This is a genomic window from Austwickia sp. TVS 96-490-7B (assembly GCF_019331795.1).
Lineage (GTDB): Bacteria > Actinomycetota > Actinomycetes > Actinomycetales > Dermatophilaceae > Austwickia.
Map to the genome: position 1 here is coordinate 248,043 of NZ_JAHPZL010000001.1, position 14,723 is coordinate 262,765.

At 62.8% G+C, this 14,723-nt stretch carries 11 protein-coding genes; 8 read left to right on the forward strand and 3 right to left on the reverse strand.

The window, feature by feature from the left end; genetic code table 11:
* Positions 1-153 precede the first annotated feature (153 nt).
* A complete protein-coding gene (locus KEM60_RS01125; RefSeq protein ID WP_219105651.1) occupies positions 154-3,711 on the reverse strand; it encodes a bifunctional proline dehydrogenase/L-glutamate gamma-semialdehyde dehydrogenase in 3,558 nt (1,185 codons plus the stop codon).
* A 181-nt stretch (positions 3,712-3,892) separates the two neighbouring features.
* A complete protein-coding gene (locus tag KEM60_RS01130; protein ID WP_219105652.1) occupies positions 3,893-5,023 on the reverse strand; it encodes a GDSL-type esterase/lipase family protein in 1,131 nt (376 codons plus the stop codon).
* Between the two features lie 410 nt (positions 5,024-5,433).
* On the opposite strand from KEM60_RS01130, the gene KEM60_RS01135 reads away from it, so the two are divergent.
* From KEM60_RS01135 to KEM60_RS16745, 8 genes are all read left to right on the forward strand, one after another.
* Positions 5,434-5,781, forward strand: coding sequence for a hypothetical protein (locus KEM60_RS01135; protein WP_219105653.1), 348 nt, complete (start codon positions 5,434-5,436; stop codon positions 5,779-5,781).
* A gap of 813 nt (positions 5,782-6,594) precedes the next feature.
* Entirely contained in the window at positions 6,595-6,906 is a 312-nt protein-coding gene (locus KEM60_RS01140) for a hypothetical protein (RefSeq protein ID WP_219105654.1), read from the forward strand.
* 238 nt (positions 6,907-7,144) lie between these two features.
* Entirely contained in the window at positions 7,145-7,936 is a 792-nt protein-coding gene (locus KEM60_RS01145) for a response regulator transcription factor (RefSeq protein WP_219105655.1), read from the forward strand.
* 84 nt (positions 7,937-8,020) lie between these two features.
* A complete protein-coding gene (locus KEM60_RS01150) occupies positions 8,021-8,968 on the forward strand; it encodes an ABC transporter ATP-binding protein (protein ID WP_219105656.1) in 948 nt (315 codons plus the stop codon).
* The gene (locus KEM60_RS01155; protein WP_219105657.1) at positions 8,965-9,771 is read left to right on the forward strand and encodes an ABC transporter permease; all 807 of its coding nucleotides are present in this window, start codon (positions 8,965-8,967) and stop codon (positions 9,769-9,771) included. Before KEM60_RS01150 ends, KEM60_RS01155 begins: the two co-directional genes overlap by 4 nt.
* A gap of 138 nt (positions 9,772-9,909) precedes the next feature.
* The gene (locus tag KEM60_RS01160) at positions 9,910-11,001 is read left to right on the forward strand and encodes a sensor histidine kinase (protein WP_219105658.1); all 1,092 of its coding nucleotides are present in this window, start codon (positions 9,910-9,912) and stop codon (positions 10,999-11,001) included.
* Entirely contained in the window at positions 10,998-11,612 is a 615-nt protein-coding gene (locus tag KEM60_RS01165; RefSeq protein WP_219105659.1) for a response regulator transcription factor, read from the forward strand. The genes KEM60_RS01160 and KEM60_RS01165 overlap by 4 nt, the downstream gene beginning before the upstream one ends.
* A 185-nt stretch (positions 11,613-11,797) precedes the next feature.
* The gene (locus KEM60_RS16745) at positions 11,798-13,342 is read left to right on the forward strand and encodes a methyl-accepting chemotaxis protein (protein WP_304502039.1); all 1,545 of its coding nucleotides are present in this window, start codon (positions 11,798-11,800) and stop codon (positions 13,340-13,342) included.
* Between the two features lie 127 nt (positions 13,343-13,469).
* On the opposite strand, the gene KEM60_RS01175 is transcribed toward KEM60_RS16745, so the two are convergent.
* On the reverse strand, positions 13,470-14,561 hold the full coding sequence (locus KEM60_RS01175) for an esterase family protein (RefSeq protein WP_219105660.1): 1,092 nt from the start codon (positions 14,559-14,561) through the stop codon (positions 13,470-13,472).
* Positions 14,562-14,723: the final 162 nt, after the last annotated feature.

The window sequence follows — 14,723 nt, forward strand, 5'->3', positions numbered from 1 at the left end:
GTTGATGTTTTAAGTAACGCATATCTGACAAATTGGACATTTCATTCAGCTTATTCAGCTAATTTGAATTAATAGAGCGCCTGTCAAGCCACGGTGTGTGCTGCTCCATCACGCTTGCACAGCACACACCGTCCGGGCCTTGAGCGGAGCTCCTCAGTTAACCGGGTTGCTGCCCGGTTTGGTGCCGGGAACGTGCCCGAACCGGTGCATGGTCCGGCTCACTGCTTGTTCGCGCAACATCACGAGCAGTTCACGCCGTCCGGTGGCCAGCACCTCACCAGTGAAAGCGGTAACGTCTTCCGCCGCCATTTCCCGCACCAGTTCCGGCGCGTCACCGACCAGTCGGACACGTCCACTGACCTGTCCGCGTTCAATGCGGGCAAGGAATTGGTCATCCGTCTCGGCGCGGTCGACGTACCGACTGAACGCACGCAACGCGGCGGTGACCTCGTCGTCGTGCCCGTCGAGTCCTTTGAGGTACGCCGACGTCTGCGCGTCCAAACTGACCCGGATCGGAGCACCAGCGGCAAGACCACCGAGGACCATCCGGAACACCTCAGCGAGCCGACACCCAGGAGTGGTGCGGATCCACACGTGCGGATGAGGGCGGTAGCGGAACACGTTGGATTCCACGACCAACTCGGAGTCGTCGACCTCCCGCGAAAATTCGGTGTCCATGGCGTACGCGTCAGACCCGGCGGCGGCGCGCAGCCAGGTCCGCTCCGCGCGCTCCGGGAGCAATGGCAGCAACGACTTCAGGGTGGCCCTGACGTGGTCGCTGGGTTCAGCGATCTGGCGGGGCAGACCATCGGCGTGCCAGGTGCCGAGTTGAGCCACATAGTTGGGTCCACCCGCTTTGGCGCCCGGACCCATCACGGATTGTTTCCATCCGCCGAAGGATTGGCGCCGCACAATGGCACCGGTGATGTGCCGGTTGACGTAGGCGTTGCCGACGTCAACGCGGTCGAGCCAGTGGTCGATTTCTCGTTCGTCGAGGCTGTGCAGGCCACCGGTCAAACCAAACGACGTGGCGTTCTGCCAGGTGATGGCCTGGTCGAGGGAGTCAGCGGTCATCAGACCCAGGACGGGACCAAAAACTTCAGTGAGGTGGAAGAACGAGCCAGGACGGACACCTTCTTTCAGGCCGGGGCTCCACAATCGGCCGCTGTCATCGAGTTGGCGGGGTTCAACGAGCCAACTCTCGCCGGGCTCAAGGGTGGTCAGGGCGCGCAACAGCTTGCCGTCGGGCGGTTCGATGATCGGCCCCATCGTGGTGCTCAGGTCGCCAGGCCAGCCGACGCGCAGGGAGGATACGGCGTCGATGAGTTGACGGCGGAACCGTTCCGAGGTGGCGACAGATCCGACGAGGATGCCCAGGGACGCTGCGGAACATTTCTGCCCAGCATGTCCAAAAGCAGACCGGACGAGGTCGGCGACCGCCAGGTCAAGATCCGCGGACGGGGTGATGATCAGCGCGTTTTTACCGGAGGTTTCGCCGTACACTCGCGGCCCCAACGGCATTCCCGTGCGCCAGGAGGTAAACAGTTTTCCGGTCTCACTGGACCCGGTGAGGATGACCGTTTCGATGTCGCGATGCTCCACGAGAGCCCGGCCGGTGGGTCGGTCCGCAGCCCGTACGACGTGCAAAGCCTCGCGGGGGATACCCGCTTCGTAAAGCGCTTCGACACCCACTTCGACGCATCCGACGGTGGGGTGGGCCGGTTTGATGATGACAGCAGAACCGGCAGCGAGGGCTGCAAGGACCCCGCCGAGCGGGATCGCGACGGGGAAGTTCCACGGCGGAGTGACCAAGACCACTTTGCCGGGAGTGAACGTGGCGCCATCTGCAGCCGGTCCGTGGGTGAGGTCGAGAGCCCGGTCGGCGTAGTAGCGGGCGAAATCGATGGCTTCAGAAACTTCGGGGTCGGCTTCAGCGACCGTTTTCCCCCCCTCAGCGGCCATGACGGTGATGAGTTCGCCGCGGCGCCGCTCCAATTCGCGGGCGGCTTCGCGCAGGATGTCGGCGCGTTCGGTGACCGGACGGGCCGCCCAGGCGTGGTGGGCCTCAACGGCTTGCCTCACGATCGCGTCGACGTCGCCAGTACCGTTGAGGACCGGGCTGTGCAGCGGCGGTGGGGTGGCATCGAGGACAGCGCGGGCCCAGGACCGGGTGGCGGGCAGCGACGGATCCGAATCGGGTGTGTTGTCGAACGTCGCTGTGATGGCTGGTCGTTCGGTGGTGCGTCGCGCGCCGACCGGGACGTCGAGGGCGCGGGTCACTGAGTCACGGAAACGGTGTTCCTGATCGTCCATCGGGGTGCCGTTGTGGCCGTTGTGGCCGTTGTGGCGCTGGTGGCCGTTGTGGCCGTTGTGGCGCTGGTGGCCGTTGGTCTCCGGGAGGGAGAACAGAGCGTGAAGGAAGTTTTCCTCCGTCGCGTTCTCCTCCAACCGCCGGATCAGATAAGACACGGCGACGTCGAAGTCCTCCGGAGCGACCACCGGGGTGTAGAGCAACACGGTCCCGACGTCCGCTTTCACCGCGCGTGACTGTGCTGGCGCCATCCCCTGCAACATTTCCACATCGAGGGCTTGATCCACGCCACGGTCTTTGCTGAGCAGGTGGGCGATCGCCACATCAAAAAGGTTATGGCTGGCCACGCCGAGACGGACCGCGTCCACGACGTCGGGGCGCAACGCCCGTTCGACGCACATCAGATAGTTCGCGTCGACGTCGGCTTTGGTGGTGTACGGCGCTTGCCGCCACCCGTGCACGATGGCTTCCACCTGCTCCATCGCCAGGTTGGCGCCTTTGACCAGGCGGATCTTGATGGGTGCGCCACCCCGAGCCCGTCGGGCCCGCGCCCAGGTGATGAGACGTTCCATCGCGGGCAAAGCGTCAGGCAGGTACGCCTGCAATACGATTCCAGCTTCCAGATCAAGGAATTCATCCTCGTCCAGGAGGCGAGTGAACAGGTCGATGGTCAGGTCGAGGTCGCGGTATTCCTCCATATCCAGGTTCACAAACGACTTCGGGGACTTCTGATTGGCGACCTGATAGAGCGGGCGAAGCCGGTCAATGCAGCGCTGCACGGTGCCTTCGGTGTCCCAGGTGGAAATCTGCGACACCAACGAGCTGACCTTGATGGAGACGTAGTCGACGTCGTCGCGTTCCAGCAGCGCCGTCGTACGGCGGGTGCGGCTGGCGGCCTCCCGCTCCCCCAGGACAGCCTCACCGAGGAGGTTGACGTTTTGCCGGAAGCCTTGGGCACGTTGCGCCGCCAAATGCCGACCCAACTGAGGGTCACGGGAGTCGACGACCAGATGCCCGATGATCTGGCGAAGACGCCACCGCGCCAACGGCACCACCACCGGCGGAGCCATCGGGGCGACAACCGTGCCCATCGCGAGCAAACTCAAGTCGATCTTCCCGAGGAATCCGGCGGCATCACGAGGAGAGATCCGGGAAAGGTCACGCGCGGCGACATGAGAATCCTCTGGACGAGCGACCCGATCGACGAAGGTCACTGCCAGATCCAGCCCGGTCTCGTCACGCACCAGCGAAGCCAGTTGCGTCGACGTAGCTCGTTCGGACGAGGTCTGTCCTTCTTCAGTAGCGTCATACCAACGTCGCGCGAGAGCAACAGCCTCCTCGACGTATGGCGTCAGTGTGTGGGGACCATAGGAAGCCAATGTGGCAGTGGCGGGCGTCATGACGCCAGTATCGTGACCTGAAGGCCTCGACGTGCGGTGATTGAAGCGACAAAACTATGTGAAATACCACAGCGATCCGAAAAGCTGACCTCTGGTTTACCTCCGGAACGCTGAGACGTCGCGTCGTAGAGACCGATGCCCCATCAAGACCGTCCGTCGTGAACGAGCCGCGGCCGCCTCATCACGGGGAAGACATTGCCGCCCGGACGACACCGATCATCGCTTCGGTGCCCGCACGGTTCGGATGCAACCCATCTTTCAACAACGACCGCACCGTCTCTGGTCCCCCCGCAAAAAGACCATCCCAGGACACGACAGTGACCCCCGGATGTCGGGCAGCAGCCGACCGAATATCCCGGTTAATCCACGACGTCAACCGGGTATCGGCGTCGCCACGGGAAGTCCCCGGATGCCGAGAGATGAACGTGGTCACCCAAAACACCTCACGCCCCGTCCCCACCCCCCGCAACAACCGATCCATCTGTGGCGCGAACAACGGCGGATTGAAGATGTCATTACTTCCGGAAAACACCACCACCCGCCGCGGCAAGCCATACCGACGGCCGATGTCCAACAGAGCGTTCGCCGTACCCTCGGTGGGACGCCCTGGCCACGTGTCATAGGCACACTCCACGCCTGGATCGACACGCAACTGCTCCACCATGTCCTTCACCACAAAAGTCGCCATCGAATCCCCCACGATCAAACACCCATTCGATGCAGCCGCTGCAGCACGCAACTGCTCCGGCGCCGACGTCTCCCGGCGATACACGCCGTAATCACCGTGGAACCCACTGCCGAAATCATGGTCAGGCGGACGACGGATCACCGCATCTGGGTCCTCCCTGTCATCCGGCCCCAAAGGCACCGACGGCCACATCCCCGATGCAGACGTGCCCGCCGTCGTCGACGCGCCATACCCCGGCCCCTCCGAACCCGTCACTAATGTCTCCGCCGCAACCGGCACCTGCCCCGGGCCCACCCGCCCCGCCACCGACCGAGACGGGCGCGCAGTCTGCGCTCCCCCAGCCGAAGACACGGCACGCCCCCCACCCACAGACACCCCCGCTGACGGTCCCGCCGACACGCCCCCACCAGCCAACGCGATCGCTACCCCATCCACCGGGGCCCCCACCGGCTCCACCCAGCGACGTACCGTCGGCATCCCCACCGCAGTAGCCGCAGTCGCCACCGTCATGATCACCGCGCAGAACAGCCACGCACGACGTACACCCACCGTCCGCATGTCCACTCCCACCGGCATCGATCCCACGCGTGACTCGACGATATCGGCGACAGCCACCTTCGACATACCAGGCACACCAGCGTGTGCCACAACACATTGATATCGGCGCCCCAACCCTGTGTTATTTCAAGGGCATTCGGGAGGGCCACGGCAGCGTCAACTCGTTGGGCAAGACCCTTACACCCTGTCTGACCTGCGGAAACTTCCTTCGAGGAATACCAACGAAAAGGCCACCAATGCGTAAGGAACGTCAAGACTTCGTCAATAAAAGACCCACCTTCTCACCCCATCCAGTCACCCACCGATGAGCACGGTGACACGAGCGAAACCTCACAGCAACACAGGCCACCGCCCCGGACACCCCGGCTGACGCCACCGACCTGACGGCGACACCACCGCCGACGAGGCCATCGCCCTTCCACAGATTTCACCTTCCCGGCCGCATCAGCCGGAACCCACCGACGAGGAGTCCCGCCATGAGTGCTGCACGCCGTCACACCGCCCCAACCGACAACGTCCACCGCATCCGCCCCGACCGTCGCACCGACACCCGCTGGGCCATCGGCGGAGCTGCCCACGAACCGCAACACACCACACCCTGTCCCACGTGCGGGCTGACCGCCGACTCCCCCGATGACACTGCCACGACAACCTCAGGCGTCGCCCCAGCCACCTGCCATGACTGCGGCATCACCAGCATCGACTACGGCCTCACCCTCGCCATCGACGCCCTCGTGCACGACGCCCACGGCTGGGATGCCCTCAGCCAAGCCGTGTTCGCCTCCGCCGACACCATCGCCGTACCGCATGCCACCTCTGCGTGAACCCCGGCTGGACCGCCGCACTCCCTCGTCCTGGCAGGCCCCCGATCGCGTTGACGATCGGGGGCCTGTCCGTGTCCACAGGGCCTGTCCATGTCTCCACAGGGCCTGTCCATGTCTCCACAGGCGACACCACCCCCATACCCCCACCAAACCCGCCCACGGGCGACATTTCGACACGAAACCCCAGGACACCACCCGCCAAACCCGCCCACGGGCGACATCCCCGCCAAGCAAACCCGCCCACGGGCGACATTTCGACACAAAACCCCAGGACACCACCCACCAAACCCGCCCACGGGCGACATCCCAGCCAAGCAAACCCGCCCACGGGCGACATTTCGACACGAAACCCCAAGACACCACCCACCAAACCCGCCCACGGGCGACATCCCAGCCAAGCAAACCCGCCCACGGGCGACATTTCGACACGAAACCCCAAGACACCACCCACCAAACCCGCCCACGGGCGGGTTTCTGCGTAGGTCTCACAGGGCACGTTCGACGACTCCAGGGGCCAGCGAACACCAACGCAGACCGGCAAACACCCACACAGTCCGGCAAACACCCACACGGTCCAGACGGTTCAGCGAACGCCCACACGGTCCGGCGGCACTCATATGGACGACTTGATCCATTTCAGCTCCGCCTGGTGTGTGGGGAAGGAGAGGATCTGGAATGGGAAGAGTAAACATGTTCAAGAGTTGTTAAATTGCTCATCGTCGCCCTTAGAGCGCACGTCAGAGGGCCGAAAGGCACAGCGTGAAGGCCAACGTAAGGCTTCACCCGAGGACCACTTACCAGGGGAGAAAGATCATGGACACCACTCAGGGCGCGACGATCAGCCGCACCAACTCCACGCACGGTCGTCGCCGCGTCGCGACCCGCGCAGCGGCAGTTGTGGAAACGCCCGGAGTGACTGCTTCTTCTCTTCTCGACCACTGCCCGACGTGTTCAGCAGCGAATTCGACGGCGTTGGATGTCGCTGAGGGCGACAGCTACCCAGGTGTTGCTGCGGCGATCTGCCCGACGTGCGGTGTCAGCTCGATTGAATACGGTTTGACGCTTGCCATCGACGCGACATTGCGCGAGATGGCCGGCTTGGAGCGTCTCGACGAAGCGCTCTGATACATCACAGACGACGACGCGCCGGTGTGGGGCCGGAGGCGCTGGCGAAAACTGCGGCGGGCTCATCGTGGGGGTGAGTCCGCCGCAGTCATGTTGTCAACCACTGGGGTGTCTTTCCTCCCCGGAGGGAGACGACGTACGGCGGATTGATGTTTTGTCGGCAGGTGAGCCAACACCGCGACACGGGACGGCCTCGGCGCCGTCATCAGCCATTCATCGAACCAGGACAGGAGTGAACATGCCGATGACTCGAGTGCTGATCGTGGAGGATCAGCAGCTCATCCTGGACGCGCTGGAACGTCTGATTCGCGCTGCTGCGGATATGACCGTTGTCGGGGTGGCGCGCACTGGTGTTGAAGCGATCGAACAGGCTGAATCGTTGAGCCCTGATGTGATTTTGATGGATCTGCAGTTGCCGGTGATGAATGGCATCGATGCGACTCGTCGGATCACGTCGACAGATCCGACGGTGAAGGTGATCGCGGTGACCACGTTCACCTCACCGGAGGCCGTCGTACCCGCGTTGTGTGCTGGAGCGGCGGGCTATCTGTCGAAAAGTGGAGATCCGCGCGCGCTGGTCCCTGCTATCAGGGATGTGCTTGCCGGACGTCATGTGTTGTCGTCGGCGGTGACGGCGGCGCTGGTGGAGGCGGTGCGGGCACGTCCGTCGTTGGCTCGGTCGTCGGCGGTGGCGTGCCCGGATGATCCGGCAGCGTCGTTGACTGCCCGGGAAAGCGATGTCCTGAATTTGTTAGCGCAGGGCTTGTCAAACGCTGAGATGGCCACTGAGTTGTGCATCACTGAAGCTGCGGTGAAGTCCCGCATCATTCAGCTCACCACGAAATTAGGGGTGGATAGTCGGGTGCAGTTGTTGGTTCGGTCGATCGAGCTTGGCTTGGTCCGTCCGCGACTGCGCCGCCCGGATGAACCGATTCCATCGCAGGTGCCTCGGCGTCAGGTCCCGCAGGACAGGTCAGCGCGGCCGGTGCGGGTTACACGGAGCGGGCATGCCACTCAACGCCACTCGTGATGGTCTCGGCCATGACGAATGTCAGGGTTCTTTTGTGACGATCCGGCCAGGCGCTGGTCACTGACCAGTCGGATCGTAGAGGTCATGACTGGGATCTCACACGCATCTACCTCTGCCGTGGCCGCACCGGCACCTCCCCCGCTCGCCGCAATATCGGCACGGGGCTTGTCTCGTCGGTACGGCGAGGTCCACGCGGTGGCGGGGGTGGATTTGACTGTCTGCCCTGGTGAGGTCGTTGCGTTTCTCGGGCCGAATGGCGCGGGAAAGACCAGCCTGATTGACATGGTTCTCGGTTTGGGCCGCCCTGATGAGGGTGAGGTCGAGGTGTTTGGGTTGCGCCCTCGAGCTGCGGTGGAGCGCGGGTTGGTCTCTGCGGTGTTGCAGAGCGGCGGTTTGCTCCCGGATCTGACGGTCCGGGAGATCGTAGAGCTCACCGGTGGTCTGTTTGCGCAATCTTTGCCTCCTGAGCAGATCCTGTCCTTTGCTGGCATCGCGCATTTAGCGGGGCGGAAGGTGCGGACGTGCTCTGGGGGTGAGCAGCAGCGGATTCGGTTTGCAATGGCGTTGGTCAACGATCCGTTGTTGTTGGTTCTTGACGAGCCGACGACAGGGATGGACGTGGAGGGGCGTCGGCGGTTTTGGGGCGCGATCCACGCTGACGCTCAGGCAGGTCGGACGGTGCTTTTTGCCACGCACTATTTGGAGGAGGCTGATACCTATGCCGACCGGATTGTGTTGATGTCTCATGGCCGGATCGTTGCTGATGGGACGGTCGCCCAGATTCGGTCGACAGTGGCGGGGCGCAAGGTGCGCGCCACACTAGAAGACGCAGACGAGGCGGCAGTGCGTACGGCGTTGGCGGGCCTGAAGGTGGCCGATGTCGAGGTTCGCGGGTCGACGTTAATGGTGACGACGGACGATTCTGACGGGGTGGCTCACGTGTTGCTCCGAGATCGGTTGGCGCATGATCTGGAAATTATGTCTCCCGGTTTGGATGATGCATTTTTGGCGTTGACCGGTGACGTCCGATGAGTGCCGTTGATGTTGTACGTCGTGATGTCGCTACTGAGGTCGCTGCCCGCCGGGTGGTGGCTGGGGGCATGAATCGGGCGTTGCTGCGGGTTGAGATCCGTCGAGTGCTGCGTGATCGGAGCGCTCTAGGTTTTGCAGTGCTGATGCCGGTCGCATTTTTTCTGATGTGGGGCCGCAACCCGGCTTATGCTGATCTTCCTTATGGGCGAGGCACTGTGGGGGCAAACATCATGACTGGGATGGCCTTGTATGGAGCGCTGATTTCCACGATGTCTGCAGGGACCGCCGTGTCCACCGAACGGGCCACGGGGTGGAGCCGGCAGCTCCGTCTCACTCCATTGCAACCCGCGACGTATATCGCGGTGAAATGTTTCACCGGCATGCTAGCTGGGGCTCTATCCATCACGTCCGTGTATGTTGCTGCTGCGATTTCCGGCGTACGGATGCCGGTGGATTTATGGTTCAGCACTGGCGTGGTGACATGGGTGGGCTCTGCGATCTTTTCTGCTTTTGGTCTGTTCATGGGTTACATGTTCCGCTCGGAGAACGCCATGAAGGTCATTGGCCCATCAATGGCGCTTCTGGCGTTCTTTGGTGGCTTATTTATGCCATTAAATCAGATGGCAGATATAGTGCAGACCATCGCGCCATACACCCCCATGTATGGCATTCACGAAATAGCGTTAGCCCCATATGGCGAGGGCACGTTGGCCTGGACCTCGGTCATTAACGCGGCAGGATGGTTGGCGGTGTTCGCTGTGGGAGCAGCATGGCGTATGAGCAAGGACACCGCACGCGTCTGACCTGCAATGTCAGTCGTCACGAAGGCCAGCAGTCACGAAGACACCGTCAGGAGCATCATGGATCTACGGCGGCATGTGAGGGGTCGAAGTGAGTCCCTGGTCGGCGTCTGGTGGACAGTTTTTTGGCTGAGCCTCTTGGTGCCGAGTGTCGTGGATGCGGGGCGACGCGGTGGCAGTGTTGGGTGGCTCACGGTCGGGCTGTATCTCGTCGGCGCGACAGGTTACGCCGTAGCGACCTTTGCGGGGTTCCTTGCCGTCGCCACGGAGACCAGGCCGAGTCGAGCGGTCTGGATCGGGACAGCGGTCGCTGGGATAGCTGCTGTCAGCGCTTATCTGGTCATCGGCCCGGCGGGGTTGGCGTTGTTGCCCTATCTCGCGGTGGCGGTGGTGGCGGCAGCACCGGCCTGGGTGTCATTGCCGATCGTGGGGATCCTCGTCGCGGGGCTGTGGTATGACGTGGGTGGGGTGACTCGCGGGGCTGATATCGACGGAGTGCTCATAGGGACAGTTATCGCAGCAGCAAGTGTCATCACGGCGAAATTTTCTGCGGGCCGTCACGCGCTCACCCAGCGGTATCAACGAGACATTGTCGCTTTACAGATCCATAACGAGCGCAACCGGATGGCTCGTGACCTGCATGACATTCTTGGACATTCTCTGACAGTCATTGCGGTCAAAGCGGAACTGGCGGGAAAGCTTCTCGATCGGGACACTGATGCTGCTCGTCGAGAGCTAGCTGATGTGGAGATATTGGCGCGCGCCGCACTCAGTGATGTGCGTGCCACCGTCAACAACTACCGGGAGGTCTCATTGTCAGCCGAGCTGGTCCAAGCACGAAAGGCCCTGACTGACGCTGGAATCCGCGCGCGCCTCCCCGGAGTGGTCGATGATGTGCATCCCGATCTGCGCGATCTGTTCGCGTGGACAGTGCGGGAAGCAGTCACCAATGTGGTCCGCCATTCTCGGGCGACACAGTGCGACATCTCCGTGACCCGAGACCAGCTGACGGTCATCGATAACGGCGTGGGGCCGGACAGCACCGCAACGGCCTCTGCTGGGCATGGACTTGACGGACTGCGGGAGCGGGCTCGCCTCGCTCAGGCTCGCCTTGATATCGGGCCCGCACATCCCGACAGCCACAGCAGGCCCGGGTTCCGCCTCATCATGTCCGCCGACTCTGTCACCTGCGGCCTGGACGCCATCGCAGAGGCTGGGCAGGAACAGCCATGACGCTACGGCTCCTCCTCGCTGACGACCAGGCTCTCGTCCGAGGTGCGATCGCTGCATTGCTCAACATGGAACATGATCTTGACGTGGTCGCCCAGGTGAGCCGCGGCGATCAGGTGGTGGAAGCTTGCCGCGTCCACCGTCCCGATGTCGTTTTAATGGACGTTGACATGCCAGGGATGGATGGCTTGGCTGCCACGGCGGCGTTACGTCAGGCTTGGCCCGACATCAAGGTTCTTGTCGTCACGACGTTTGGACGGCCGGGTTTCCTCAAACGCGCGATGACCAGCGGCGCGCATGGCTTCGTCGTGAAAGACACTCCCGCTGAGGAGCTCGCTGACGCCGTACGGCGGGTCGCGGGGGGTTTGCGTGTCGTCGATCCAGCTCTCGCCGCGGACAGTCTGGCTTTTGGCGAGTCTCCGCTGACACCCCGCGAGACGGAGGTGTTGCAAGCTGCTGCGGACGGGTCGACTGTCGCGGTGATCGCTCGGCGAGTGCATTTGTCTGAGGGGACGGTGCGCAATCATTTGTCGGCAGCGATGGGTAAAACCGGTGGTGGCACCCGCGCGGAGGCGGTACGGGTGGCGTCGGGTCATGGGTGGATTGTGGGTTAGTTCCAGACGGGATGTGGCGGGCGCTGTCCCCAGCCGCAGACAGCTTCGCCAACACCGTTGAGGTCGTAAGTGATCGGGTCGTCTTGGGTTTGGCTCCGCCTGGCCGATGGGGTCATGGTTGCCCGCTGACGGCAGCCAAGAGCTGTTGCCCCCGTCCTGGATCTTCGACGTCGAAGGAGCCGTTCATGGCCGTGTTCACCCGACGCACCTCTCAGGAAATGCCCCGTAAGGAAGCTGCCGGGCCAGTGGATTTAGACACGGTGTCACTCGCGGTGCAACGGTGCTGCGCGGCTTCTACTTTCGACGAGGCCATTGAGCGGGGTTTTGCGGATTTGGTGCGTGATGGCGGTTGGACGTTTGGGGTGGTCTGGCGCGTCAGCGCCTCTGATGACCGGCTGGAGTTTGAACGGTCGGTAGGAGTCATTCCGGAACTGTTCATGTCACGCGGTCAGGGTTTTACGTATCGTCGCGGGGAGGGCGCGGCTGGGCAGGCATGGTCGACGGCAGGGGTGGCTTTCGTCGCGGACATCGCTGATATTGGCGGTGAAACGGCCCAGTTCGCGTTGCAGGCGGGGATGCGTTCGGCATTGGCGTTTCCCTTGACCGAGGATGACGCGGTGGTGGGGGTGGCCGAGTTCGTCTCTGATCATCCGTTGGATCCTCGGGTGGTGCCGGTGATGCGGATGGTGGCGTGCACGTTGGGTCTGGTGTTGAGCAGGTTGCGTTCGGCTGAGCGGATCAAAGAGTCCCGGCAGGATTTGCGGGCGACCAGCGCAGTGCTGCGCAATGTCAACAGCGCAGCGGACGAACAGGACGCCGTCCGGGCCGCGTTGGAGACCATCCGCACCGAATTTGGGTGGGCTTATGGGTCGGTGTGGCGGATCAACTCGGAGGGTGTGCTGGCGTTTGAGGTGGAGTCGGGTGATGCGGGCAAGGAGTTCCGCACGGTGACTCGTTCCGCGACGTTCGCTAAGGGGGTGGGATTAGCGGGGCGGACGTGGAGCAGCGGCGACCTGGTTTTTGAACCTGATATGTCGCTGGTTACTGATTGCGTGCGGGCTCCCGCCGCTGGTCGAGCCGGGGTCAAAGCTGGGGTGTGTGTGCCGTTACGGATCGACGGAGAAATCGTAGGCACGATGGATTTCTTCAGTACGTCGTCGATGGTATTAAGTCCCGATCGGAAAGAAGCGCTGCGTAATACCGCTTTTTTGGTGTCGGATTCGCTGGACCGGCAACGGTCCACAGCACGGATCCGCGGCGCAGGTCAAGATTTGCTGTCCTCAATCACCGATGTGGAACACAACGTGCAACTCGCCACAGACGTAGTGACTCAAGCACAACAGATCACCAGTAATGCCAGCACGATCGTGGAGCAGCTGTCCGCGTCGAGCCGGGAGATCGGTGCCGTCGTCAAAGTCATCACGGGGATCGCAGAGCAGACCAATCTGTTGGCGTTGAACGCGACGATCGAAGCGGCCCGCGCTGGAGAGGCCGGTAAGGGTTTCGCGGTGGTCGCTGGTGAGGTCAAGGAATTAGCTCGGGAAACGTCGTCAGCAACGGAGGAGGTGGGTTCACAGGTGCGAGCGATCCAAAATGATGCTCACAGCGTGGTGGGTGCCTTGGCGCAGATCCAGTCGACGGTAGAACGCATCAACGAAGTGCAACAGGTGATCACCGGGGTGCTGCATGAGCAAAACCTGGTGACCCGTCGGGTCCTAGACAACAGCTGAGCTGGCCCACCCGGATCGGGTAGACCAGCTCAGTGCAGGTCCGGCTGGGTGTTTCACCGCTGATCAGCGGCCTGACTCCGGGTGAACTGGGGGTTCCAGCCGCCCCCGCCGTCGTACCGTCGGCAGGTCAATGGCGAGGTTTAAACCCGGGGATCGACTGCCCGAGCCAAGCGAAGACCTTCGGGGTCTCGCTCTGCCACAAATCCCACCGGTGACCACCGTCGAGGAGCACCACCGACTTCATGGAGGTGGGGGCGTGCGTGGCGCCCATAAATGCTTCGACATCGGGCCAGAACGGACTTTGTTTGCCCACCTGGAGATACATGGCCACTGCCGGTGGTTTGTTTTTCATTTGAGCCACCAGGTCATAGCGTGCGGCGCGAGGACTTCCCGCAGCCCAGGGGGCGCCGGTCGCAAAGTCCGGTTTGACGTAGCCACCGAGGTTGGCGATCGCTCCGAAGGTTTCGCTGTGATGCATTCCCATCAGAGTCGCGCAGTAGCCACCGATGGAATATCCCACCGCAGCCCACGAGTCTCGGTGGGGTTCGGCTCGGAAGTGCTTACGGATGAAGGTGGGCACGTCCTTGCTCACCCAGGTCTCCATCTGGGCTTTGCCGGGGTCGCCGTTGACGCATTCGCTGTCGACGTCGGAGGGGATGGTGATCTGCGGCGCGACAAAAATGGTGTCGCGCATGCGTCCGCTGGAGCTCGCTTCATCGAGGAGCACGGGAGCGTTCATCTTGGAGGTCCACCCTGAGGGTGATCCCGGGAAACCGTGGAAAGCTTCGATGACCGGGTAGCGCTTGTCCTTAGCCTCAGGCATTTCGTAGTCGTGTGGCAGATAGACCCAGATCTGTCCGGTGAGTTTGCTCTCGGTTCCGGTGTAGGTGTACTTCTGCAAGCGCTCGCCCGGTTGGGGCAGCGGGGGGTACGACGTAGGAACTGGCGCGGCCGGAGCAGCCCCAGGCACCTGGACACCGGCGGCCTTGGCGGCGTCGCCGTCCTGTTTGACCTGTTCCTTCGGGGCAGCGCCCATCAGGTCAGACCAGGAGGAATACCACCCGTTGCTGCTGTTCATGTAGGTGGCGACGGCCAGGATGACCATGACGTTGACCAAAATCTGCAATCCGGCGCGGGAAATGGCTTTCAGCCAGGTCCCGGCGAGTTGTGGCATCACCCAGATCGCCACGAAGAGGCAGATGAAGGCGAGCGAGATCATCGTGGCCGTGAACGGTAAACCGGTGAGCTCCACCAGATCGGGACCTTCCTGTTTGCGAATCTCTGCCGTCGCCCTCTGACGGCAGACGCCCCGGTGCCGGACTGGGTGTTCCCGTCACCCTGCCGCCCCGTTGCAGATACTGTCATCGACGCTAGCGGGTGG

What these genes read in the sequence shown, in the direction of transcription:
- KEM60_RS01155 (WP_219105657.1), top strand. Translation starts at nt 8,965, where the DNA reads ATGAGTGCCGTTGATGTTGTACGTCGTGATGTCGCTACTGAGGTCGCT.
- KEM60_RS01145 (WP_219105655.1), top strand. Translation starts at nt 7,145, where the DNA reads ATGCCGATGACTCGAGTGCTGATCGTGGAGGATCAGCAGCTCATCCTG.
- KEM60_RS01140 (WP_219105654.1), top strand. Translation starts at nt 6,595, where the DNA reads ATGGACACCACTCAGGGCGCGACGATCAGCCGCACCAACTCCACGCAC.
- KEM60_RS16745 (WP_304502039.1), top strand. Translation starts at nt 11,798, where the DNA reads ATGGCCGTGTTCACCCGACGCACCTCTCAGGAAATGCCCCGTAAGGAA.
- KEM60_RS01130 (WP_219105652.1), bottom strand. Translation starts at nt 5,023, where the DNA reads ATGTCGAAGGTGGCTGTCGCCGATATCGTCGAGTCACGCGTGGGATCG.
- KEM60_RS01135 (WP_219105653.1), top strand. Translation starts at nt 5,434, where the DNA reads ATGAGTGCTGCACGCCGTCACACCGCCCCAACCGACAACGTCCACCGC.
- KEM60_RS01165 (WP_219105659.1), top strand. Translation starts at nt 10,998, where the DNA reads ATGACGCTACGGCTCCTCCTCGCTGACGACCAGGCTCTCGTCCGAGGT.
- KEM60_RS01150 (WP_219105656.1), top strand. Translation starts at nt 8,021, where the DNA reads ATGACTGGGATCTCACACGCATCTACCTCTGCCGTGGCCGCACCGGCA.
- KEM60_RS01175 (WP_219105660.1), bottom strand. Translation starts at nt 14,561, where the DNA reads ATGATCTCGCTCGCCTTCATCTGCCTCTTCGTGGCGATCTGGGTGATG.
- KEM60_RS01125 (WP_219105651.1), bottom strand. Translation starts at nt 3,711, where the DNA reads ATGACGCCCGCCACTGCCACATTGGCTTCCTATGGTCCCCACACACTG.